20 protein-coding genes and 1 pseudogene are annotated in these 23,108 nt (G+C 71.2%); 11 read left to right on the forward strand and 10 right to left on the reverse strand.

From position 1 onward, the window contains the following. Nucleotides 1–331: 331 nt before the first annotated feature. Nucleotides 332–817 (reverse strand): DUF4307 domain-containing protein, encoded by a 486-nt coding sequence (locus H4F70_RS08360; protein ID WP_182359808.1) that lies wholly within the window; start codon nucleotides 815–817, stop codon nucleotides 332–334. A 270-nt stretch (nucleotides 818–1,087) separates the two neighbouring features. Between H4F70_RS08360 and mca the strand changes: the two genes are divergently transcribed. Both mca and H4F70_RS21135 read left to right on the forward strand, forming a co-directional pair. Beyond that, entirely contained in the window at nucleotides 1,088–1,966 is an 879-nt protein-coding gene (gene mca / locus H4F70_RS08365; protein ID WP_182360265.1) for a mycothiol conjugate amidase Mca, read from the forward strand. Continuing rightward, nucleotides 1,963–2,502 (forward strand): DUF255 domain-containing protein, encoded by a 540-nt coding sequence (locus tag H4F70_RS21135; RefSeq protein WP_182359809.1) that lies wholly within the window; start codon nucleotides 1,963–1,965, stop codon nucleotides 2,500–2,502. The genes mca and H4F70_RS21135 overlap by 4 nt, the downstream gene beginning before the upstream one ends. 176 nt (nucleotides 2,503–2,678) lie before the next feature. Here the strand turns inward: H4F70_RS21135 and H4F70_RS08375 are convergent, their stop codons facing one another. Next, the gene (locus tag H4F70_RS08375) at nucleotides 2,679–3,491 is read right to left on the reverse strand and encodes a GSU2403 family nucleotidyltransferase fold protein (RefSeq protein WP_182359810.1); all 813 of its coding nucleotides are present in this window, start codon (nucleotides 3,489–3,491) and stop codon (nucleotides 2,679–2,681) included. Continuing rightward, nucleotides 3,463–4,611, reverse strand: coding sequence for a hypothetical protein (locus H4F70_RS08380; RefSeq protein WP_182359811.1), 1,149 nt, complete (start codon nucleotides 4,609–4,611; stop codon nucleotides 3,463–3,465). The genes H4F70_RS08375 and H4F70_RS08380 overlap by 29 nt, the downstream gene beginning before the upstream one ends. A 376-nt stretch (nucleotides 4,612–4,987) precedes the next feature. Here H4F70_RS08380 and H4F70_RS08385 point away from each other — a divergent pair. Next, nucleotides 4,988–7,089: pseudogene (locus tag H4F70_RS08385) on the forward strand (thioredoxin domain-containing protein); the annotation flags it as partial. A 95-nt stretch (nucleotides 7,090–7,184) separates the two neighbouring features. Here the strand turns inward: H4F70_RS08385 and H4F70_RS08390 are convergent. Beyond that, a complete protein-coding gene (locus tag H4F70_RS08390) occupies nucleotides 7,185–8,315 on the reverse strand; it encodes a 3-deoxy-7-phosphoheptulonate synthase (protein ID WP_182359812.1) in 1,131 nt (376 codons plus the stop codon). A 402-nt stretch (nucleotides 8,316–8,717) separates the two neighbouring features. Here H4F70_RS08390 and H4F70_RS08395 point away from each other — a divergent pair, with 402 nt between their 5' ends. Next, entirely contained in the window at nucleotides 8,718–9,485 is a 768-nt protein-coding gene (locus H4F70_RS08395; RefSeq protein WP_182348226.1) for an isoprenyl transferase, read from the forward strand. A gap of 35 nt (nucleotides 9,486–9,520) precedes the next feature. Here H4F70_RS08395 and H4F70_RS08400 read toward each other — a convergent pair whose 3' ends face one another. The 3 genes from H4F70_RS08400 to H4F70_RS08410 are packed head-to-tail and all read right to left on the reverse strand — an operon-like array spanning nucleotide 9,521 to nucleotide 13,145. Beyond that, nucleotides 9,521–10,558 (reverse strand): alcohol dehydrogenase catalytic domain-containing protein, encoded by a 1,038-nt coding sequence (locus tag H4F70_RS08400; protein WP_182360266.1) that lies wholly within the window; start codon nucleotides 10,556–10,558, stop codon nucleotides 9,521–9,523. Between the two features lie 29 nt (nucleotides 10,559–10,587). Further along, on the reverse strand, nucleotides 10,588–11,781 hold the full coding sequence (locus tag H4F70_RS08405; RefSeq protein ID WP_235681416.1) for a serine hydrolase domain-containing protein: 1,194 nt from the start codon (nucleotides 11,779–11,781) through the stop codon (nucleotides 10,588–10,590). Then, nucleotides 11,778–13,145, reverse strand: a complete 1,368-nt coding sequence (locus tag H4F70_RS08410) for a flavin-containing monooxygenase (RefSeq protein WP_182359813.1) — start codon at nucleotides 13,143–13,145, stop codon at nucleotides 11,778–11,780. The genes H4F70_RS08405 and H4F70_RS08410 overlap by 4 nt, the downstream gene beginning before the upstream one ends. Nucleotides 13,146–13,401: 256 nt before the next feature. Here H4F70_RS08410 and H4F70_RS08415 point away from each other — a divergent pair, with 256 nt between their 5' ends. Then, complete coding sequence (locus H4F70_RS08415) at nucleotides 13,402–14,046, forward strand: TetR/AcrR family transcriptional regulator (RefSeq protein WP_235681417.1); 645 nt, start codon at nucleotides 13,402–13,404, stop codon at nucleotides 14,044–14,046. Nucleotides 14,047–14,049: 3 nt separating this feature from the next. Here H4F70_RS08415 and coaA read toward each other — a convergent pair whose 3' ends face one another. Further along, on the reverse strand, nucleotides 14,050–14,982 hold the full coding sequence (gene coaA, locus H4F70_RS08420) for a type I pantothenate kinase (protein WP_182348229.1): 933 nt from the start codon (nucleotides 14,980–14,982) through the stop codon (nucleotides 14,050–14,052). A 195-nt stretch (nucleotides 14,983–15,177) separates the two neighbouring features. Between coaA and H4F70_RS08425 the strand changes: the two genes are divergently transcribed. Both H4F70_RS08425 and glyA read left to right on the forward strand, forming a co-directional pair. Further along, nucleotides 15,178–16,389 (forward strand): DUF885 domain-containing protein, encoded by a 1,212-nt coding sequence (locus tag H4F70_RS08425; RefSeq protein WP_182359814.1) that lies wholly within the window; start codon nucleotides 15,178–15,180, stop codon nucleotides 16,387–16,389. Between the two features lie 65 nt (nucleotides 16,390–16,454). Continuing rightward, on the forward strand, nucleotides 16,455–17,777 hold the full coding sequence (gene glyA / locus H4F70_RS08430) for a serine hydroxymethyltransferase (RefSeq protein ID WP_372497573.1): 1,323 nt from the start codon (nucleotides 16,455–16,457) through the stop codon (nucleotides 17,775–17,777). Between the two features lie 172 nt (nucleotides 17,778–17,949). Here the strand turns inward: glyA and H4F70_RS08435 are convergent, their stop codons facing one another. Then, entirely contained in the window at nucleotides 17,950–18,672 is a 723-nt protein-coding gene (locus H4F70_RS08435) for a TetR/AcrR family transcriptional regulator (RefSeq protein ID WP_182359815.1), read from the reverse strand. Nucleotides 18,673–18,828: 156 nt separating this feature from the next. Between H4F70_RS08435 and H4F70_RS08440 the strand changes: the two genes are divergently transcribed. Continuing rightward, complete coding sequence (locus H4F70_RS08440; RefSeq protein WP_182359816.1) at nucleotides 18,829–19,773, forward strand: NAD-dependent epimerase/dehydratase family protein; 945 nt, start codon at nucleotides 18,829–18,831, stop codon at nucleotides 19,771–19,773. 55 nt (nucleotides 19,774–19,828) lie between these two features. Here the strand turns inward: H4F70_RS08440 and H4F70_RS08445 are convergent, their stop codons facing one another. Continuing rightward, nucleotides 19,829–20,590 (reverse strand): hypothetical protein, encoded by a 762-nt coding sequence (locus H4F70_RS08445; RefSeq protein ID WP_182359817.1) that lies wholly within the window; start codon nucleotides 20,588–20,590, stop codon nucleotides 19,829–19,831. 450 nt (nucleotides 20,591–21,040) lie between these two features. Between H4F70_RS08445 and H4F70_RS08450 the strand changes: the two genes are divergently transcribed. The 3 genes from H4F70_RS08450 (at nucleotide 21,041) to H4F70_RS08460 (ending at nucleotide 23,049) form a co-directional block, all read left to right on the forward strand. Continuing rightward, nucleotides 21,041–22,351: a PhoH family protein gene (locus H4F70_RS08450; protein ID WP_182359818.1), complete on the forward strand. Its 1,311-nt coding sequence runs from the start codon at nucleotides 21,041–21,043 to the stop codon at nucleotides 22,349–22,351. 66 nt (nucleotides 22,352–22,417) lie between these two features. Next, on the forward strand, nucleotides 22,418–22,654 hold the full coding sequence (locus tag H4F70_RS08455; RefSeq protein ID WP_182359819.1) for a type II toxin-antitoxin system Phd/YefM family antitoxin: 237 nt from the start codon (nucleotides 22,418–22,420) through the stop codon (nucleotides 22,652–22,654). Next, on the forward strand, nucleotides 22,651–23,049 hold the full coding sequence (locus H4F70_RS08460) for a type II toxin-antitoxin system VapC family toxin (RefSeq protein WP_182359820.1): 399 nt from the start codon (nucleotides 22,651–22,653) through the stop codon (nucleotides 23,047–23,049). Before H4F70_RS08455 ends, H4F70_RS08460 begins: the two co-directional genes overlap by 4 nt. Nucleotides 23,050–23,108 lie beyond the last annotated feature (59 nt).

Consider the following 23,108-nt stretch of genomic DNA (forward strand, 5'->3'; position numbering starts at 1 on the left):
TTCGTGGCCGTAGGCGAGCCGCCGGCGGAAAGCGCCGACTGCCCGGACGGCCTCGACCCGTGACGGCCGGATGTCCGCCACGGGGATCGGTTCGGTGTCGGGGTCCGCGCCGAATCCCCCGGCGCGTCCCCGGCAGCCGCAGCGAATGCAGCTGCCGTTAATGCAGCAGTACACGACTCGCCCGGAGCCGTGTACGACATCAATGTACCACCGAAACGCGTGGCGTAAACGTATCCGCCGGTACGCCGGGCCGCCGCGTCGTCGTCCGGGCGGTCCGGTTCGGTGTACCGGCGTCCGCCGAGGGGCGGACCGTCACGTCATCGCCGGTGCATCAACTCCCCGGAGGCGTGTCGGCGCCCAGGTAGGCGGGGACGTCGTAGGTGCATCCGTACACGTCCACGACACCGCCGAGGGAGGAGGTGCGCAGCTTTGTGGTGACGACGGTGGAGTCGAACTGGGTGGGCGGGAAGTAGACCTCCCGGCGCGCCACCTCGAAACCCTCGCGGTTGCGCGCGCGGATGACGCACATCGCGGGATCGGAAGGATCGTCGCGGCTCAGCGAGATGTCGGCCGTCATCTCCGTGTCGTCCAGGGCCTCGTAACGGATGGCCTGGCCCTCCAGGTCGGTACTGCCGAGGGAGGAGTAGTACGAATACGCGGCTCCCGCGCCGAGCAGGACCACGCCGATGACGAGGACGATGAGCACGGCCTTGCGCCCCTTGGGGGAGAGCCGGCCGGTCTCGTACCGCGCCGACGGCGCCGGCCCGCCGGTGGCGTTCCCGCGAGCGGGGGGAGCGTTCCCATCGGTGGAGTTCATGGCCTCGTCCTGAGCATTCATGTCAGACCGTTCTTACCATGTCCGCGGCGGCGGAGGCCGCCGCAGGCAGGCCGGGGTAGACGCGGGTCACACAGGTGGGCCGGTGGCGGGCGCCCCCGTGGGGATGGGACCATGGAAAGGGTGCATGTGGTATCCGCGGGAGCGGGTGCCGGTGCTGCGGGGCCGCCACCGGAACGGGACCCGCCGCCTGTGCGTGCACTCCGTCCCACCAGCCATCCGGTCCGCACAGATTTCGAGGTGAAGATTCCAGTGAGCTCCTACCGGCTCATGGCGGTGCATGCCCACCCCGACGACGAGTCGAGCAAGGGCGCGGCGACCATGGCGAAGTACGCCGCCGAGGGCAACGACGTCCTGGTGGTCACCCTGACCGGCGGCGAACGCGGCGACATCCTCAATCCTGCGATGGACGTAGAGGGGGTCCGCGACCGGATGCCGGAGGTGCGGCGCGAGGAGATGGCCGCCGCGGCCGGGATCCTCGGCGTGCAGCAGACGTGGCTGGGCTTCGTCGATTCGGGGCTGCCGCAGGGCGACCCGCTGCCGCCGCTGCCGGACGGCTGCTTTGCGCTGGAGCCGCTCGAGGTCCCCACGGAGGCGCTCGTGCGGCAGATTCGCGCGTTCCGGCCGCACGTGATGATCACCTACGACGAGAACGGCGGCTACCCGCACCCCGATCACATCAAATGCCACGAGGTGTCGATGGCGGCCTTCGAGGCGGCGGCCGACCCCGAGGCCTACCCGGACGCCGGCGAGCCCTGGCAGGTCAGCAAGGTCTACTACACGCACGGCTTCATCCGTAAGCGCCTGCAGCTGTTCGGCGAGGCGATGGAGGAGGCCGGCAAGGCCAACCCGTTTGCGGCCTGGCTGGACCGGTGGAAGACCGAGCAGGGCGACCTGATGGCCCGTGTCACCACGCAGGTCGAGTGCGCGGAGTTCTTTCCCCACCGGGACAAGGCCCTCATCGCGCACGCCACCCAGATCGATCCCAACGGCAATTTCTTCGTGGTGCCGTTGGAGACGCAGCAGCGGCTGTGGCCCACCGAGGAGTTCGAGCTGGCCAAGACCACCGTGCGGACCGCCATCCCCGAAAGCGACCTGTTCGCCGGGCTGGACGGGGAGGCGGCGTCGTGATCGGCGCCATGTCCCTGGCTGCGACACAGGGCGCCGTCGTGCTGGCGGACTGGGGCAACAAGGACCTCACCGGCGGGCGCGGCGCGGAGTTCGGCAAAGCGTCGCCGCTGGGGCTGCTGCTCATCCTGGCGCTGCTGGTGGGCATCGTCTTCCTCATGCGGTCGATGAACCGTCAGCTCAAGAAGGTGCCCAAGTCGTTCGACGATGATGACGACCAGCGCGGCGCCGGCGACGGCGGCGAGTCCGGCGGTGGCGCCGGGGGCGGTCCCGACGGAGGCGACCCCGACGGCGGGGCGCGGTGGGCCCGGACGGGAAGCCTGCAGGCGACGGCACCGGGCCGGCCGGCGGCCCCGGAAGACCGGGGGCGTAACGCGGCGGCGGCCGGATCCCGCCCCCGCGCCCGGCCACGCGGCATAGCGTGGAGGTATGACCAACGCACTGGCCGACGCCGCGTCCCCGTCCTGCTGTCCATCGGGTACTCGTCGTGCCACTGGTGCCACGAGGTTCGCCAGTTGGCGGCTGTCAGCAGAGTTTGACGAAAGCACAGTTCAAGGGGTGCGGCGGTTCGGGGTGACTTACGCGAGAGCGCCGTTGGACACCGATTCCCGGGCTTCGTCCATCACTCGGGCGCTTCCGCGAGTTGTCCGGCCATCTGACATGTCCGATGGGGCATCAAACCCGCCGGTTCAGAACCACGGGGACCCGTCCCCGATCACGCCAGGGCTGACAGCAGGTCCTGCGCGAGGAAGGTGACCGAAGCCGAAACGGTCTCTGGCTGGCCGACTCCTTCCTCGGCGCGGCCGGCCATCGTGGCACCGAGGGCATGTGCGCTTGCGAAGAGTTGCTCCAAGTAGGTCAACGACTGTGTTGTGGCCCCTTGGGAGATCTCGTCGGCGTGAAGCCGATGGATGGTCTCGGCGAGTTCGGGGGTCTCGGTCGCGACCAGCAGTCGGTAGATGTCGTGTGCGTCCTTGTCGTTGAGACGGTCGGGAGTGTCGACCCGTTCGCCCAGTTTGTGGAGCTTTGCGATGAGCAGGGCCGCTGGACCTGCGACGTTGACGACGGAGTCCCGACCGTCGCCGTCCAGGGAGTCGACGGTCATCGGTGAGTTGTCGATGATCGCCGCCTCCAGCCCCGCCGCCCGGCGTGCAGAATGTCTGGAGTGGGGCGGGATGCGAACCCCGCGCCGGCTTCCGGAGCCGGCGAGGTGCTCAGGCACCATCAGGTCGACGGGTATGCCGTTGGCCGACATCCAGGCCCCTGGCTGGCGGCTGACCGGGTTGAGGACGAAGCCTGCACGGGTCATGGCCTCTTCTAGCCGCGGATCCTCACCGAGGTTCCGCGGGTCGATGGCAAGGTCGGAGTCCTTGGTTGCCTCTGCGAGGGCGAAGGCGGCGTTGCCTGTGCGAAGGTAGATCGCCTGCGCGCCGATGAGGATCACCGAGTCCTTGTGGGCGTCGAGGGCTTCGACCGCATCGAGCAGGGCGGCGCGTGCTTCAACGATCAGGTTGCCGGCGCCAGGCATCCGGGTTCTCCTTCATCCAGTCCAGCAGATACTCACCTTCGCCGGGATTCCGGCCGGGGCCGCCGAGGAGGTCGGCGGCTGCCTGACTCGGAGCGACGATGGTGATGTCTCTCCAGGCCGAAGTGCGTTCGAAGACGACGGGGGAGCGCGGCGCTGCGAGGATCACGTTGGCGCCGGCGTCCACTGGGCGCAGCCCAAGGTCCGACGCGAGGTGCAGTGGGTCGGCCGCGTAGATGAGCCCCAACCGGGCTTCGGCGTAGGAAGCATAGGGTCGGGTGGCCAACGAGCCACTCACCGCGTAGCGCTGCGACGGCGTCTGCTTGCCGAGCTTCTCGACGAAGCCGTCAAGCCCGCGCGGCTCGAGGAAACCACGCCTCGTGCTGGTGTCGAGATATCGGGCGTCCCGGCTCCATCGCCGAAGCAGCTCGGGCCAGTCGACATCCGTGATAGGCCCCCGTTCTCTGCGGGTGAGCAGTCCTTGGCCTACGAGATAGTCGCTGAGGCGGTAGGCAGCGCCGAGCGATGCGCCGGCCAGATCGGCGAGGTCGGCGACGGAGTACGGCGGGACGAAGTCGGCCAACGCGCGCACGAGCCGGGCGGCAGGGAGGCCCTTCAGGCTGGTCCTCGGGCGTCCGGGACCTCGCCACGGATCGGAGCTCGCCCCTCGATCGGATAGCAGGACCAGCGGGTCTTCCGAGGCCAGGTGCAGATTACCGGTGGCGTCGGCAAAGGCGATGCCCCGTTCTTGCAGCACCCGCTGCTGCTGGGGGCTGAGGTAGCGAGCGATCAGCATCGGCCGCATTCGGACCGAATCGTCGCTCGTCAGTGCGAGGAGTTGATTGATGGCGGGGAGCAGGTTGCTCGAAGCCAGGACGCGTTTGGCCTCGACAGCGTAGGTCGCCGCGGTTCTGCCGTGTCGAACGAGGGCGAGCCGTGCGTCACAGCGGCGGGAGGTGCCGGCCGGCCCGCTGAACGCGGTGTTGTCAGCTTGGACCGTCCAGCCTGCGGGGAGTGCTGCTCGGATGCGCGCTGCCGCGATCAGAAGGAGGTCTGCCTCGGTCTTGGGTTCGTCGCCGTAGCCTTCCGAGGGTAGGGCGAGGTTGTGCTCAGCTCCGACCATTTCTCGATAATAGCTCGATTCCGCATGTTGCGGAAGAGTCTTATTTCCAGGAAGACACGCGAATGCATCACGCTGGCCGCCGTCGCGTGGGGCAGGGAGCGGGATGTGCCAGAGGTCGGCTCACGATTGGGCTCGACCAGTGTCCTCAGGGGTGACTGTGCCGCAGTGCGCCTACAGCAACCCGACGAGTGAGTTCTGGGACGTCACACTGCAGACCCGAGAGCGTGCCGACCGAGTCGCGGAGTGCGGTGGGGCCGGACGCGACGCCCGCCGGTGACGGCGCCCGCGGGGCCGGCGGCCCCGGAAGACCGGGGGCATAGCCCGGCGGCGGCCGGATCCCGCCCCCGCGCCCGGCCACGCGGCCTAGCGTGGAGGTATGACCAACGTACTGGCCGACGCCACCTCTCCGTATCTGCGTCAGCACGCCGGCAACCCGGTGCACTGGCGGCAGTGGGGTGACGCTCCGTTCGCCGAGGCGCGCGAACGTGACGTCCCCGTCCTGCTGTCCATCGGGTACTCGTCGTGCCACTGGTGCCATGTGATGGCCCACGAGTCCTTCGAGGACCCGGCGGTGGCGCAGGTGATGAACGACAACTTCGTGTGCATCAAGGTCGACCGCGAGGAGCGGCCCGACCTGGACGCGGTGTACATGAACGCCACCGTCGCGTTGACCGGGCAGGGCGGCTGGCCCATGACGTGCTTCCTCACCCCGGACGACGCCGCGCCGTTCTACGCGGGCACCTACTATCCGCCGGCCCCGCGCGGCGGCATGCCCGGCTTCGTGCAATTGCTCACCGCCATCAGCGACACCTGGGCCACCCGCCGCGACGACGTGCGCACCGCCGCGGCCTCGGTGGTCGAACACCTGCAGGCGGCGGCGCAGGTACTGCCCGACGGCACCCGGCCCGTGGGCGCGGCGCTGCTCGACGACGCGGTGGGCGCGATCCTCGAAGATGAGGACACCGTGCACGGCGGGTTCGGCGGCGCCCCCAAGTTCCCGCCCAGCGCGCTGCTCGAGGGGCTGTTGCGCCATCACGAGCGCACGGGCTCGGTGCCGGCGCTGCAGGCGGTGCGCCGTACCGCCGACGTGATGGCGTGCGGCGGCATCCACGACCAGCTCGCCGGCGGCTTCGCGCGGTACTCGGTGGATCCCGGGTGGGTGGTGCCGCACTTCGAGAAGATGCTCTACGACAATGCGCTGCTGCTGCGGGTGTATGCGCACCTGGCCCGGCGCACGGGGTCGGCGGTGGCGGGCCGCGTGGCGGGCGACTGCGCGGAGTTCCTGCTGCGTGATCTCCGCACGCCCGAAGGCGGTTTCGCTTCGGCGCTGGACGCTGATACCAACGGTGTCGAGGGTGCCACCTACGTCTGGACGCCGGACGAACTCGCCGCTGCGGTGGGGGACGACGACGGGGCGTGGGCGGCCAAGCTGCTCGGCGTCACCGAGTCCGGCACGTTCGAGGCGGGCGCCTCGGTGCTGCAGCTGCGCGACGAGCCGGACGACCCGGCGCGGTGGGCCGGCGTGCGTGCGCGTCTGCTGCGCGCCCGGGACGGCAGGCCGCAACCGGGCCGCGACGACAAGGTGGTCACCGCGTGGAACGGGATGGCCATCCTGGCGCTGGTCGAGGCGTGGTCGTGGCGCGCGAGTGCGCGCGACTCGGCGGGCGCGGGCGACGACGAGGGTCCGGGCATCGGTGCCGGCGACGGCACACGACCTTCAGAAGAATCTGACGCCGCCGCGGACGTGTGGCTGACGGCGGCGGAGGAGTGCGCGCGCCTGCTGCTGGGCACGCACAAGGTCGACGGTCGGCTGCGGCGGTCGTCGCTGGGTGGACGCGTGGGCGCGGCCGACGCGGTGCTCGAGGACTATGCGTACCTGGCGTCGGGCCTGCTGGCGCTGCACTGCGCGACGGGCGCGCAGGAGTGGCTCACCGAGGCGCAGGACCTCATCGACACCGCCGTCGATCTCTTCGCCGACCCGGACTCGCCCGGCAGCTGGTTCGATACCGCCGCGGACGCGGAGACTCTGGTGCACCGGCCGCGCGACCCGGTGGACGGCGCCACGCCCTCCGGCGCCTCGGCGATCACCGACGCGCTGCTGACGGCGTCCGCCCTGGCCGACGCCGGCTCTGCGGCCGGGTACCGCACGGCTGCGGAGGCGTCGCTCACCCGCGCGGGCGTGCTGCTCGAGCGCGCGCCGCGGTCGGCGGGCAATTGGCTGGCGGTCGCCGAGGCGGCCGAGCACGGCCCGGTGCAGGTGGCCATCGCGCACGCCCCGGGCGACAGCGGCCTGGTGGCGCTGGCGCGGCGCCTCGCGCCGGGCGGCGCGGTGGTGGTGGGGGCGGCCCGCGGGACTCCACGCCGCTGCTGGCGGACCGCCCGCTGCTGCGCGACCAGGCGACCGCCTACGTGTGCCGGCACTTCGTGTGCGACAGGCCGTCCACGTCGGAGGCGGAACTGCGGGGCCTGCTCGAGGCGTCGCTGCGCGGCCCCGCCGGGGACCGTGGGGCCGCGCACCGCGCCGATTCGGCAGCCGACCGGCTGCTGTTCCCGCCGCCGGGCACCGAACCCGGTCAGACGTTCATTTGACCGGCGGCCGGCGCGCCAAGCGCCGCGGTGCCGCGCGCCTGCCGTGCGGTGCGCACCGCCGCGGCGAACTCGCGGACCAGGTCGGCGGTGTCGCCCCAGGCCATGCACTTGTCGGTGACCGACTTGCCGTACACGAGCGGCTCGGCGTCGAGGCCCTGGTTGCCGGCCTCGATGAAGCTCTCGAGCATGACCGCGGCGATCGCGTCCTCGCCGGCCGCGATCCGGCCGGCGATCTCGCGGGCGACGGCGACCTGACGCACGTCGTCCTTGCCGCTGTTGGCGTGGCTCGCGTCGATCATGACCCGCTCGGCCAGTCCGGCGGCCCGCAGCCGCTCGACGGCGCCGGCCACGTCCCCGGCCGCGTAGTTGCTGCCGCCGCGGCCGCCGCGCAAGATCACGTGCCCTTCGGCGTTCCCGCGGGTGCGGACGATCGCGGTGCGGCCGTCCTCGGTGCTGCCGAAGAATACGTGCGGGGCGCGCGCGGCGCCGCAGCCGTCGACTGCCACTTGCACGTTGCCGTCGGTGGCGTTCTTGAACCCGATGGGCATCGACAGCCCGGACGCGAGCTGGCGGTGCACCTGGCTCTCGGTGGTGCGCGCGCCGATGGCGCCCCACGACACGGCGTCGGCGATGTATTGGGGGCTGATGGGCTCGAGGAACTCGCAGCCTACGGGCAGGCCCGCGTCGAGCACGTCCAGCAGCAGCTCGCGGGCCATGCGCAGGCCGCGGGGCACGTCGAACGTCTCGTCCAGACCGGGGTCGTTGATGAGGCCCTTCCATCCGGTGGTGGTGCGCGGCTTCTCGAAGTACACGCGCATCACCACGAGGACGTCGTCGCGGACCTCGCGGGCCACCGATGCGAGCCGGGCGGCGTAGTCGCGGGCCGCGTCGGGGTCGTGGACGGAGCACGGGCCGACGACGAGCAGCACGCGGTCGTCGGTGCCGTCGAGCACGCGGGCGATCTCGTCGCGGCTGCGTTCCACCAGGCGGGCACGGTCCGCGCCCAGCGGCTGCGCGCCCACGAGCTCGCGGGGCGTGGGCAGGTGGTCGAAGCCCGCCACGTTGCGGTCGGTGGTGCTCGCGGCTCCGGCGGGGGTGTCGAGGATCGTGGTCACGGTCAGGGCCTTTCGGTGTGGTGGGGGAACTGCTCTGCGGAGCGGGCCCCGTCCGCGATCCGGTCCGGAAGCCCGTCTTTCACGACGAAAGGCAGAGACCGTGGGTCTCTGCCTTGGGCTCCGGATGCGGAAGTTGATCAGCGTGCACGACCAACGGCCCCATCCGGAGCCGTGGTAAAGCGCCAATAGGCGCGCGCGCTGAGTCGATTGATCACGCCGACGACCGTACCAGAGAGGCGTGCCGCGGTTCCGGCGGGCGCTTCCGGCGGACACGGCGGCCGGTCCCGGAACCCGGCGCCTGCGCCGGGTGTCCAGGTACGGCGCGCCGCGGGGCGGGGCGTAGGCTCAGCCGGGGCGGACCGGGCCCGCGGACAGCCCGGCCGGTGCATCGACGAATAGGCGGTGAACGTGCGCAACCCGTTGTACCGGCTCTATGAGCAGCATCTTCGGCGAGGGCTCGAGGGCAGGCCGCGGCCGCGGCACGTCGGGGTGGTGTGCGACGGCAACCGCCGGTGGGCCCGCGAGAACGGCTTCGACGACATCAGCCACGGACACCGTATGGGGGCGCGTAAGATCGCCGAGATGCTCGACTGGTGCGACAGCGCGGGCGTCGAGATGGCCACCATCTACCTGCTGTCCACGGAGAATCTCAACCGCGACCCTGCCGAACTCGAGGTGCTCTTCGAGATCATCACCGACGTGGTGGACGAGCTCTCCGGGCCGGAACGCAACTGGCGCGTGTGCATCGTGGGAGCGCTCGAGCTGCTGCCGGATGACCAGGCCAAGCGTCTGCGCGCCGCGTCGGAGCGTACGGAGGGGTGCACGGGAACGCAGGTGAACATCGCCGTGGGCTACGGCGGCCGCCAGGAGATCTGCTACGCCGTCAAGTCGCTGCTGCGCAAGGAGCTCGCAGACGGGGCCGCCGGCGAGCAGCTGGTGGATTCGATCACGCCGGAGGCCATCGGCGCCCATCTTTACACCTCCGGCCAGCCCGATCCGGACCTGCTGATCCGCACCTCGGGGGAGCAGCGCCTATCCGGGTTCCTCCTGTGGCAGAGCGCGTACTCGGAGATCTGGTTCACCGAGGTGTACTGGCCGGAGTTCCGCCGCGTCGACTTCCTGCGCGCCCTGCGCGACTACTCCGCGCGGCACCGCCGGTACGGGGCCTGACACAGGATCAGACCCCGCACGGAGTCAGCGCCTCCTCACGGAATCAGTACCGCCCGGCCCAGGATCGCGCCGCGTTCCAGCCGCGCGAACACCGACGGCCCCTCCGCGAGCGGGAACGTCTCGATCTCCGCGCGGATCGCGCCCGCCGCGGCCAGCGCCAGCGATTCGACGAGGTCGTTGCGGGTGCCGGCGTAGGCCTTCGTGACGCTGGCGCCCCAGGGCCAGCCGTCGCCGAGCGCGCCGTCGGCGGCGATGCCCGGGACCCCGCCGCCGAGGCCCACCATCCGGTAGGCGCCGCCGGGCGCCACCGCGCGGACCGCCAGCTGCGCGGTCGCGTCCACGCCGACGAAGTCGAACACCGCCTCCGCCCCGCGGCCCCCGGTGAGCCGCAGGATCGTCTCCGCAGCGGCGTCGTCGGCGGCGAGGGCGACGTCCGCGCCCAGTCGCGCGGCGGCGTCGAGCTTGTCCCGGGCCAGGTCGACGGCGATCACGCGCACCGGGCTGACGGCGCGCAGGATCTGCACCGCGATGTGGCCGAGGCCGCCGACGCCGATCACCACCGCGGTGCCGCCGGGGCGCAGGTGCGCGCGTGCACCGTCGATGGCGTGGTAGCTCGTCAACGCCGCATCGGCCAGCGGCGCGGCCTGCGCCGGTGCGATGTCGGTGGGCACGAACGCCGTCGTCGGCACCACGACGTACTCGGCCATGCCGCCGTCGTGGCCCATCAGACCCGGGCACGGCGGCATGGCGGAGCGCCCGGCGGCCAGGCACAGGTTCTGCCGGCCGGCGGTGCATTCGCGGCAGGCTCCGCACGACCAGCACAGGTAGACGACTCCCGCCGTGCCGACGGGGATCGGGGACTCGGCGTCCCCGGCCGCGGCGACGGTGCCTGCGATCTCGTGCCCGAGGGTCATCGGCGCCGGGCGCTGCCGGTCCGCGTGCAGCACGTGCAGATCCGAGTGGCAGACCCCGGCCGCCGCCACCCGCACCAGCAGCTGGCCCGCGCCCGGTGCGGGCACCGGGACCTCGCGCAGCTCGAGCCTGCCCGGCCCGGTGATCTGCAGGGCGCGCATGGTCGGGCCGGGCGCCGCCGATCCGCCGGTCACAGCGCCTCGTAGATGGCGTCGAGGTAGGCGTTGGGCCGTGGCGCCCCGATGAGGCCGGGGCCCATCTTGTTCATCACGTACGCGACGCTGATGCCGCGGTCGACATCGGCGGTGACCACCGAACCGCCGAATCCGGTCCACCAGCACACCCGCCCCGGGCGCACGCCGGGCATCGACGGGGTCGGCAGTCCCCAGCCCAGACCGAAGCGCACGGGGACGCCCAGGACGCGGTCGACCCCGTCGGCCTGGACCTCGAAGATCCGGTCGATGGTCGCGGGCGCGAGGAACCGGCGTCCGCTCACCGTCCCGCCGCAGGCGATGACCGATTGCAGCAGTGCGACCGAGCGCGCATTGCCCTGGCCGTTGGCGGCGCCGAGCTCGGCGGCCAGGAAGGCGGGGTCGGTGGTGAGCGCCGGCGCGAACGCGGGATTGGTGAGGGTGCGCCGCAGGACGCTGTCCGCAGGAAGGGAGGCGTAGTCGAATCCGCTGGGCGGGGGCGGCACCATCGACGCGACGCGCTCGGGGGCGTCGAGGAGCGCACGGGGAGCGCCGATCCAGTAGTCGGCGCCCAACGGCTCCGCCAGTTCGTCGGCGAGGAATGCACCCAGCGTCCGTCCGGTGATGCGCCGCACCAACTCGCCGACCAGCGTGCCGAACGACATCGCGTGGTAGCCGGACCCGTCGTCCGGCGTCCACCACGGCTTCTGGCCCGCCAGCAGCGCCGCGGCGGCCGGGCCGTCGTAGAGGTCGTCCACCGCCATCGCCCGGTCCCAGCCGGACAGGCCGCTGGTGTGCCCCAGGATGTGGCGGACCAGCACGGTCTGCGGCCCGTCCGGGCCCTTGCCGGCCGCGGCGAACTCCGGCCAGTAGTCGGACACCGGCGCGTCCGGGGCGAGCAGGCCGCGGTCGACCAGCAGCAGCGCGCACAGCGCCGTCACGGTCTTCGTCAGCGAGTAGGTGTTGACGACGGTGTCGCGCGTCCACGGGCGGCCGGTCGCGGCGTCGGCGGTGCCGCCCCACAGGTCGACGACCACCTCCTCGCCGCGCATCACGCACAGCGAGGCCCCCAGCTCCGCGCCCGTCGCCAGGTTGCGGCCCAGCAGCTCGCGTACGCCCTCGAACCCCGGCGCGCACGTGCCCTCCAGCGCCCCGGCCCCCGCCTCCACTGAGGTGCGCGCGGGCCCGCTCACCGGGCCCCCGCCAGCGCACTGGCCCGCTGCTCGCCCGCCTCGATCTCGGCGTGCAGGTCGCGCGCGTACCGGGCGAAGTCGATCTGGATCGTGTGCCGCGGCGCGTTGTAGTACTGCGCCAGGTGCTTGTTCTCGTCGTGGACGATGAGCTCCCGCATCCGCTGCTCCGACGGGGCCTTGTACATGCCCTTGAGGTGCTTGGCGATGAACTTGCTCTGCTGCTCGGCCAGGTTGACGATGGTGGGCGACGATTGCGCCAGGCCCGCGTAGTAGAGGTCGTCCACGCCCGGCTTCATGATGCGCTTGAACAGCGGATACCGGTGTTCGGAGTCGGGCTGCAGGTCCGGGGTGTCGAAGAACGGGAAGGTCATCTGATAGCCGGTGGCGCAGACGATGACGTCGGCCTCGATGCGCCGTCCGTCGGTGAGCACCACCGCATCGCCGTCGAGACGTTCGATGGCGGGCACGCAGGTGAGGTCGCCGGAGCCGGACTTCTCGAGGAAATCGATGCTCACCGAGGGGTGCGCGGCGAGGGGCTCGTGGTCGGGGGCGGGCAGGCCGTAGTCCTCCATGTTGCCGACGATCTTGCGGATGGCCCGCCGGGAGATCTTGAGCCCCAGCTTCTTCGGCATCCAGGGCGGCATCATCATCTTGTCGGCCGGCTTGCCGCCGCGGTACTTCGACAGCACCCAGACGCCCCGTCGCGCGGACACCCACACGTGCTCGGCGACGGTGCGGTTGGACAGCTCGGAGGCCACATCCAGCCCCGAATTGCCCATGCCCACCACGACGACGCGCTTGCCGTGCATGTCCACCGGTTCGAACGGGCTGCGGTAGTCGTGGCTGTGGATGATGGTGCCGTCGAAGGTGCCGGGATAGTCGGGGAAGCGGGGATTCCAGTGGTGGCCGTTGGCGACCACGAGCGCGTCGTACGTGCGCGTCTCGCCCGTGCTCAGCCGGACATCCCAGCCTCCGCCCGGGCGCCGCGCCGCGTGCTCGACGGACGTGTTGAACGTGATGGTTTCGCGCAGGCCGAAGTGGTCGACGTAGTCGCGGAAGTACTGGTGCATGAGCGAGTGGTGCGGGAAGTCGGGCCAGTCCGGATCGGCGGGGAACTCCTCGAACTCCAGCCGCGTGGTGGAGGTGTCGATGTGCAGGGACTGGTAACAGGCCGACTTGCCGTTGGGGTTGTTGTAATACCAGTTGCCACCCACGTCGTCGGACATCTCGAAGCAGTCGTAGGCGATGCCGTAATCCTTGAGCCGCTTGGCCGTGGTGAACCCGGAGCACCCTGCCCCGATGATGCACACCGTGCGATCCGATGCGGCGTTGCCGGGGAATGCCGGCCGGAAGTCCGTCGTCACTGGTCCGTCCTTTCTCGTCGCTCCCGCAGTGGCGCCCGCGGAGCGTCTATGACCCACTTCACATATACTGCTTCACTGACACTGTGTCTAGTGAGTGATCGTTTTGTAGAGTCGGCGACGGGGCTCGGCGCCGCGCGGCGATGCGACCCCGCGTTTGGTGGACACTCGGTTGGAAATCGGCGGAAAAGCAGCCAGAAGTCCACCAAACGCGGCGCAGGCTTTGGCGGCAGGATCAGCGGCAGAAGGAGGAGGCGGCGTGACGGAGCAGGCCCGATCCGTCGATATCCACGGGAATGGCGGCAGGCCGCGCACCCTGCGTGATGAGCAGAAGGCGCGCACGCGCACGGCGCTGCTCACCGCGGCGCGGCGGCTGTTCGTGGCGCGCGGCTACGCCACCGTCACCGTGGACGACATCACCCGCGAAGTCGGGTGCAGCCGGGCCACGTTCTACCTGCACTTCGCCGGCAAAATGGACGTGCTCGCCCGGATCAGTGCGGAGACGATGCAGCAGCGCGCCGCCGGCGTCTACCGAGACCTCGACGCCGTCCTCGAAACCGGCTCGCGCGCGGAGTTCGCGGCGTGGGTGGTGCGGGCGCTCGACTGGTTCGACCGCAACCGCGAGATCCTGCCCACCTGGGACGAGGCGTTGGCCGCGGAGCCGGAGTTCCAGGCCGTCGGCCGCCGCTCCATCGTGGAGCTCACCGCCGCCATGCCGCAGTACCTCGCCCGGTGGCCGGAGGACAGGCGGGACGAGGCGCGGTTCCGGGTGGAACTGCTGGTGACTCAGCTCGAGCGGTACTTCACCCGCTCGGCCGTGCAGGGGACCATCGAGTTCACAGGGGACGCCGCCGCGGAGATCCTCGCCGACATCTGGTTCCCCGCGCTGCAGGCCCCCGGCTGAGCTTCAGAGCTTGCGCAGGCGCACCCGGTTGATCGAATGGTCGGCGTCCTTGCGCAGCACCAGCGTCGCGCGCGGGCGGGTGGGGAGGATGTTCTCCACCAGGTTCGGCCGGTTGGTGGTGTGCCAGATTTCCTGGGCCGCGATCGTCGCGTGCTCGTCGGACAGCTGCGAATAGTGGTGGAAGTGCGCCTCGGGGTCGGCGAAGGCGGTGCCGCGCAAAGCCAGGAAGCGCTTGACGTACCAGTTCTCGATGTTCTCGATGCGCGCGTCCACGTAGATCGAGAAGTCGAACAGGTCGGAGACCATCAGGCGCGGGCCGGTCTGGAGCACGTTGAGGCCCTCGAGGATGAGGATGTCCGGCTGCCGCACCACCTGCTTTTCGCCGGGCACGATGTCGTAGGAGATGTGCGAGTACACCGGCGCCGACACTTCGCGCGCCCCCGATTTGACCTCGGTGACGAACCGCAGCAGCGCCCGCCGGTCGTAGCTCTCCGGAAAGCCCTTGCGGTGCATGATGCCCCGCCGCACCAGTTCCCTCGTCGAGTGCAGGAACCCGTCGGTGGTCACCAGGTCCACGCGAGGATGAGTGTCCCAGCGCGCGAGCAGCGCCTGCAGCACGCGGGCGGTGGTGGACTTGCCGACGGCGACGCTGCCGGCGACGCCGATGATGAACGGCACCTGGCGCTCCGGGTGCTTCTCGCCGAGGAACGTGGCGGTGGCGGCGAACAGCCGCTGACGGGCCGCCACCTGCAGGTGGATCAGACGCGACAGCGGCAGATAGACCTCCGCGACCTCCTTGAGGTCGATCTGCTCGCCCAGACCGCGCAGCTTGTACAGGTCGTCCTCGGTGAGCACCTGGGGCGTCGACATGCGCAGTGCCCGCCAGCTGCGACGGTCGAACTCGATGTACGGGCTGGGCTCGGTCATCCGCGACACGGGCGCACCCCCAGGGCGCGCGCGGGCGCGGCGTCCACGCGCGCTGCGGCGCGGGCCCGCCGCGGTGAGGGGCCCGGGGCGAGGGCAGACGGTGGCTTGTCGAGTCGCCGTACATGCGGGTAAGTCAACACCCTTCGGCAGTGCGGGCGCGATCCGGGTCGCGCCCCCGGCGGGTGCGACTAGGCTCCATCGACTGTGGACACCTTCGACCTGATCCGCCGATATCAACTGCTGGGCCTGCGCTTCGACCGCATCGAAGAGGGCTTCGTCGACGCCTTCACCGGCGACCCCGCGCTGCGGGCCGCTGTGGACGACGAGCCGGCGCCGCACCCCGCCGAGCTGGCACGCTCCGCGGCGGCGCTGCGCGCCGAGGTGCTCGCGGCCACCGACCTGGCGCAACGCCGGCGCGATTTCATCGCCGCGCACCTGCGGGCGCTCGAATGCTCGGCGCGCAAGTTCGCCGGCGAACGGATCGGGTTCGTCGACGAGGTCGAGGCCTACTTCGACGTCCGCATCGGGCTGGGGGACCCGGACCGCTACCGCGAGGCGCACCGGACGCTCGACGAGGTGCTCGACGGCGAGGGCAGCGTCGAGCAGCGGCTGCAGGCGTTCCGCGCGGCCGACGAGATCCCGCCGGAACGGCTCACAGAATGCGTCCACGCGTTCTCCTCGGCGCTGCGCGACAAGGTGCGCACGATCTACCCGCTTCCCGAGCAGGAGACGGTGGACTATCAGGTCGTCACCGACAAGCCCTGGTCCGGGTTCAACTACTACCTGGGCGGATTCACGTCCACGGTGGCCATCAACGCCGACCTGAAACAGCGCATGGCCAACCTGCCGCACCTCATCGCCCACGAGGCCTACCCCGGCCACCACACCGAGCACTGCCGCAAGGAGTCCGGGCTGGTCGCGGCGGGGGAGGACGAGCAGACGCTGTTCCTGGTCAACACGCCGCAGTGCCTCATGGCCGAGGGGCTCGCGGACCTGGCGCTGCAGGCCGTCGTCGGGCCCGGCTGGGGCGCCTGGGCCCGGGAGATCTTCGCCGACCTGGGGTTGCGCTTCGCCGGTGAACAGGCCGAGCGCATCGCCGACGCCTCGGCACAGCTCATCGGAGTACGTCAGGACGCGGCGCTGATGCTGCACGACCGCGGCCGGTCCGAGGACGATGTCGCCGCCTTCCTGCAGCGGTGGACCCTGGTGACGCCCGACCGGGCCCGCCAGCAGCTCCGTTTTCTCACCTCGCCGCTGTGGCGCGCCTACATCAGCACCTATGTGGAGGGCTACCGTCTGCTCGGCGCGTGGCTGGCGGATCGCCCCGAGTGGGTCGACGGCACCGAGCGGTTCGGCCGCCTGCTGGACGAGCCGCTGCTGCCCTCGCACCTGCGCGCCGAGCTCGCCGCCGTGTGACGGGGACAACCTCGTAGAATGATCGGCGACCCATGCCGCATGACCCACATCAGGGAGCACATTCGATGACGACTGCTGCGTCCAGCTCAGCCTCGCCCGCCACCGCCGCGAGCATGACAGCCCCGCTCGCCGAGCTCGACCCCGAGGTGGCGCAGGCGATGGGCGGTGAGCTGGCCCGCCAGCGCGACACGCTCGAGATGATCGCCTCGGAGAATTTCGTGCCCCGCGCGGTGCTGCAGGCACAAGGCTCCGTGCTCACCAACAAGTACGCCGAGGGCTACCCGGGGCGCCGGTACTACGGCGGCTGCGAGAACGTCGACATCGTCGAGAACCTCGCGCGCGAGCGGGCCAAGGCGCTGTTCGACGCCGAGTTCGCCAACGTGCAGCCGCACGCCGGGGCGCAGGCCAACGCGGCCGTGCTCATGGCGCTGATGAACCCGGGCGAGAAGCTGCTGGGCATGAACCTGGCCCACGGCGGCCACCTCACCCACGGGATGAAGCTCAACTTCTCCGGCAAGCTCTACCAGGTCGCCGCCTACGGGGTGGACGAGACGACGCACCGCGTGGACATGGACCAGGTGCGCAAGGTCGCGCTCGAGGAGCGCCCGCAGGTCATCGTCGCCGGCTGGTCGGCGTACCCGCGCCAGCTCGACTTCGCCGCGTTCCGCGAGATCGCCGACGAAGTGGGCGCCAAGCTGTGGGTGGACATGGCGCACTTCGCGGGCCTGGTCGCCACCGGCCTGCACCCGTCGCCGGTCCCGCACGCCGACGTCGTCTCCAGCACCGTCCACAAGACGCTCGGCGGGCCGCGCTCCGGGCTCATCCTGGCCAAGAAGGACTGGGCCAAGAAGCTCAACTCGGCCGTGTTCCCCGGACAGCAGGGCGGGCCGCTCATGCACGCGATCGCCGCCAAGGCTGTCGCCCTCAAGATCGCCGCCTCCGAAGAGTTCGCCGAGCGCCAGCAGCGGGTCCTCGCCGGCTCGAAGATCCTCGCCGAGCGCCTGAGCGCCGCCGACGTGGCCGGCAACGGGATCTCGGTGCTCACCGGCGGCACCGACGTGCACCTGGTGCTCGTGGATCTGCGCAACTCCGAGCTCGACGGTCAGCAGGGCGAAGACCTGCTGCACGAGGTCGGCATCACCGTCAACCGCAACGCGGTGCCCTTCGACCCGCGCCCGCCGATGAACCCCTCGGGCCTGCGCATCGGCACGCCCGCGCTCGCCTCGCGCGGGTTCGACGAGGCCGCCTTCACCGAGGTGGCCGACATCATCGGCACCGCCCTCGCGGCCGGGAAGGGTGCCGACGTGGCGGCCCTGCGCGCCCGGGTGAGCAAGCTGGCCCAGGACTACCCGCTCTACGAGGGGCTCGAGGACTGGAAGATCGTGTGACCGCGGCGGCCGCGTAGAGTCGGCCGTCACGTTCGAGCGCGCGGCCCGCACCCGTTTCCAGGGTGCGGGCCGCGTCGTGTCGTGGGGGTGCTGAGGTGGTGGCGTGCGCACCCCCTGCGTGTCGCGTTCGCAGTCCGAGCGCGACGTGAGGTGGGACTGGCGCGCAGGCCCCTCAGAGCCCGGCCATCTGTGCCAGGTGCGCCAGGTGCAGCTCGAAGAGCGCGCCGGGGTCGGTGAACGTGTCGGAGCCGTACTGGTCGAACACCTCGAAGCTGACGGCCCCGAACAGCGCGGCCCACGTGAGAACCCCGCGCGCCAGGGCATCGTCGGGCAGGGTGAGGCCGAACTCTTCGCGGATCCGCGCGAAGTCGGCGGTGAGGTGGCCCGAGGTACCGGCTCCCTCCTCGGCGGGCATCGCCGGCGGCGTCGCGACGCGCCCATCTACCCGACCCGTCCTCTGCAGGTGGGCCCTCTCGAGGACCGCCATGAGCCCGACGATCACGCGGGTGCCCGGCGCGATCGTCTGCTCGCCGGGCGCCTCGTAGCCGGGGACGGGCGTGCCGTACAGGAGCGCGTAGCGGGCGGGTTCGCCCAGCGCCCACGCCCGCACCGCCCGCCCGAGTTGCCGGAACTGCTCGGGCGGTGCGGCATTCGGATCCACGGCGGAGTCCACGGCGTCGCCGAGCTCGTCGTAGGCGTCGACCACCAGCAGCGTCAGCAGCTCGTCGCGGTTGCGCACGTACCGATACACCGCGGAAGAGACGACGCCCAGGTCGCGCGCCACGGCCCGAAGTGACAGCGCCGCCGGGCCGGAGGCGACGAGGTGCTCGCGTCCGATACGGACGATGTCGCGCATGGTCTGCTCGCGCGCCCGGGTGCGTGGTGTCGACGTCATGCGCCCAGGATTCCCGATGCCAAGAGCACCGTCAACTGAAGAGAGCAGTGCTCTTGACACGTGCTCGGTGTGCGCGCATCCTGAAGGAGAGAGCAGTGCTCTCGAATGTGGGGGACCGGAATCGCCGGCCCGTCACCCGTCAGGAGAGGATTCGTCATGACTGAAACGCATGCCGTGGTCACCGGCGCCGGACCCGTCGGCACCACCATCGCGTTGCAGCTCGCCGGGGAGGGCAGGCCGGTCCGCCTGCTCACCCGGTCCGGTAGCGGCCCCGAGCACTCATTGATCGAGCGGGTCCGTGCGGACGTCGCTCAGCCCGGCGAGCTGGCCCGGCACCTGGAGGGCGCCGACGCGCTGTTCCACTGCATCCACGGCAGCGCCTACAGCGCCAAGGCGTGGGCGCGGGAACTTCCGCAGGCGGACTCGATCGCGATGGATGCGGCCGCCGCGGCAGCGGTGCCCGTCGTGTTCCCGGAGAGCCTGTACTCCTACGACCTGTCGGCGATGCCGATGACCGAGGAGAACCCGCGCGCGGCGCGGCGCGGGAAGGGCGGGGTGCGGGCCGGGCTGCTGCGCGCCCGGGCGGAGCACGCGGCCGCGACCGTCAGCGTCGTCGCCTCCGACTTCTACGGGCCCCACGTGCGCATGGCCCACGCCGGCGATCGGATGGTCCCGCTGGTGCTGGAGGGAAAGAAGATCACGGTGATGGGGTCGGCCGACGTGCCGCACTCGTTCACCTACGTCCCCGACCTGGCGGCCGCGATGATCGCCGCCGCCGGCGAGCGCGCCGCATGGAACCGGGTGCTCCACGCGCCCACCGCGCCGGCCGTGACCCAGCGCCGGATGGTCGAGGAGTTCGCCGCGGCCGCCGGGGTGCCGGCGCCCAGGGTGGCGGTGCTGCCCGCCTGGGCGCTGCAGGCGGTCGGCGTCGTGATGCCGTCCGTGCGTGAGCTGGCGGAGACGATGCCGCAGTTCACCGCGGAGTTCGTCATCGACTCCGCGGCCACCGAACGGTTGCTGGGGCGCGCCCCGACCCCGCTCGCCGACGGGGCGGCGGAGACGGTGCGGTGGTGGCGCGCGGCGGAGCGGCTCGCGGCGTGAGAGCCCGCGCGGGCCGGCGCCGGGACGTACGGGGAATCCCGCGCCGGCCGACGGTTCAGGAGCCGGACTCGGAGCCGAACGCCGCCGTGCTGCCGGCCTCCGGCGCGGGGCACGCGGAGTCCTGGCCGCCCAAGCTGCCGAGACTGCCCAGGCTGCCGAACAGGCTGCCGAGGCTTCCGGCGGGCGAGGGCGTGTCAGTGCAGTCGGCGGTGAGCGTCCACACGAAGTCCGCAACGAAGTTGCTGCCCATGCTTTCCCGGTGCTGCTCGTCGGGCATGCCGACGTGGTCGGTGACCTCCACGACCTGCCCCGGTTCCAGCTCAATGGTGTTGAGCACCTGGCCTTCCTCGAGCGGGGGGCCGAGGTGGACCAGCGAGTCGCCGAACTCCGGTCCGTACACGACGAACGTGTCGCCGTCGGCGCCGTCGATCGTGTTCCACACGGTGAACAGCGCATACTCCGACTTCTGCAGGTTCTCGATGCTCAGCTCCAGCGTGCCGGGCGCGTCGCCGGAGTTCTTGATGTAGTAGGTGCGGCTGCCGGAGTCGCCGGGGCTGAGGTTGTCGATGCCCTGCCACTGGCCGACGCCGTCCGCGGCGGCGTCGTGCCAGGTTTCGCCGTCGGGCGAGAACTGGAGCGTGCCCTCGCTGCGGATGGTGGGATCTCCCTCCACGGGCTCCGCGGCGGCGGGGCCGACCGCGGCGACGGTGAACGCGGCGATCAAGGCGATGGCCGCGGCGACGACGGCGAGGACTGTGGCGGGCGATCCCCTCCGTCCGGCTCGTCGCGTGAGTGTCAGGGGGTGTTCGACAGTCATGGCGCGGACCTCCATCCGAGACTGCGCGCCGCGATGGAGTGTCGCGCCGTGCGCAGTATCGGGTGTGACGTGGAGCACGGGGCGTGCTCGGGTCCGAATCATCCTGCCCGGGACCGGGGAAAGAGTCCAGCCGTCCCGTACACGGGTCGATTCCGGGTGGGCCGGCCGGACGGGTTCCGAGGACTGTGCGACGAGGCCGGCGCGGTGTTCACGGGCCGTTGCCCGGGGTGTGCGTGTCGATTCACCGGAAAGTGGTGCAGGTCACGTAGCGTTCAAGGCATCGGGCAGCGGGGAAGCTGCCCGTCCGGGAGGTCCGAACCGTGGCTGACGTGAACGCCGGGGAGGGCCGGGAACCGGCCCCGCCGGCGGGGAGCGTGTGCGCCGCGGCAGGGGCGGCCCGGTCCTGCAACCGATGCCCATCCGGGGGCCGGGTGGGCGTAGGAGTCCGACGTGACTGGTACGAACGACCGCTGCACCTTCGTTGTCGACACCTCGGTGCTGCTGTCCGACCCGTGGGCGGTGACCCGCTTCGCCGAGCATGAGGTGGTGCTGCCGCTGGTGGTGATCGGCGAACTCGAAGGCAAGCGCCATCACCACGAGCTCGGCTGGTTCGCACGCGAGGCGCTGCGGCTGCTCGACGACCTGCGCATGGAACACCGGCGGCTCGACGTCCCCATCCCCATCGGCGGCGACGGCGGCACTCTGCGTGTGGAGCTCAACCACAGCGACCAGTCGGTGCTGCCGTCGGGGTTCCGCGCCGACACCAACGACGCACGCATCCTCGCCTGCGCGCTGAACCTGCAGGCGGAGGGCCGCCGGGTCACGCTGGTCACCAAGGACACGCCGCTGCGCGTCAAGGCCGGCGCGGTGGGGCTGGCGGCGGACGAGTACCACGCGCAGGACGTCGCGGCGAGCGGATGGACCGGCATGGTCGATGCGGAGGTGCCGTCGGCCGAGATCGACATGCTCTTCGCCGACGGCACGCTGGACGCCGACGAGTTCCGCGACCTGCCCTGCCACACCGGAGTGCGGCTGGTGGGCGAATCGTCCAGCGCGCTCGGCAGGGTGACCGCCGACAAGCGGGTGCGGTTGGTGCGCGGCGACCGCGAGGCGTTCGGCATCCGGGGCCGGTCCGCCGAGCAGCGCATCGCGCTCGACCTGCTCATGGATGAGTCGGTGGGGATCGTGTCGCTCGGCGGGCGTGCAGGCACGGGCAAGTCGGCGCTCGCGTTGTGCGCGGGGCTGGAGGCCGTGCTGGAGCGGCGGCGGCACCGCAAGGTGGTCGTGTTCCGGCCGCTGTACGCGGTCGGTGGCCAGAACCTCGGCTACTTGCCGGGCAGCGAGTCGGAGAAGATGGGGCCCTGGGCGCAGGCCGTGTTCGACACCCTGGAGGGCCTGGCCGAGCCGCACACCATCGAGGAGATCGTGGCGCGCGGAATGCTCGAGGTGCTGCCGTTGACGCACATCCGCGGGCGGTCGCTGCACGACTCGTTCGTCATCGTCGACGAGGCGCAGTCGCTCGAGCGCAACGTGCTCCTCACCGTGCTCTCTCGGCTGGGCACCGGTTCGCGGGTGGTGCTCACACACGACGTCGCCCAGCGCGACAACCTGCGGGTGGGCCGGCACGACGGGGTGTCCGCGGTGATCGAGAAGCTCAAGGGGCATCCGCTGTTCGCGCACATCACCCTGCACCGTAGCGAGCGCTCCGAGATCGCCGAGCTGGTCACCGAGATGCTCGAGGAATTCACGCCGGGGGCGTGACGGGGCCGGTGCTCCTGCGTCGCCCGATGACTATTCGGACTAGTCTTCCAGGGCTATAATCATGGTATGCGGTCTATCAGCAGTACCGACGCGAAGGCACGCCTCAACGCGGTGCTGGCAGAGGTGGAGCAGACCGGCGTCCCGGTGATGATCACCACCAGGGGACGGCCGGTCGCGGTGCTGTCCCCGGCGGGCGATCGCCCGCGTGAGTTCGGGAAAGTGCCGGGCATGCGGATTCCGGCGGATTTCGACGGCCCGCTTTCCGAGGCGGATCTCGCCGCATGGGAGGGTCAGGCCGAGTGACCTCGATCCTTCTGGATACGAACGCGCTGTTGTGGCTGGCAGCGGAGCCCGAACGCGTCGGCGGGACCGCAATGGGCGTCCTCGCCGACAGGAATAACGACCTGTTCGTTTCCGCGGTATCGGCATGGGAGATCGCCATCAAGACGGCCTCGGGCAGGCTGGACGGAGATCCGCTGCTGCGATCGTGGGCAGAGCTCGTCCCGAGTATGGGCATGGACGACGTCGCCGTCGACTGGGCGGACGCGGTGATGGCCGGCCGCCTTCCATGGGAACACCGCGACCCGTTCGACCGCATGATCGTGGCGCAGGCTGCGCGGCGGGGGTGGACGGTGGCGACAAGCGATCGGAAGGTGCTCGGCGGCGCGCTCACGCCGGTGCTCGATACGCGGGTCTGAGGAGCGCATTGCGGCCAGTGCCGGGGGCCGGCGGCCGAACGGAATTTCCAGGCTGTCCG

The sequence above is a fragment of the Tomitella gaofuii genome (assembly GCF_014126825.1).
GTDB lineage: Bacteria > Actinomycetota > Actinomycetes > Mycobacteriales > Mycobacteriaceae > Tomitella > Tomitella gaofuii.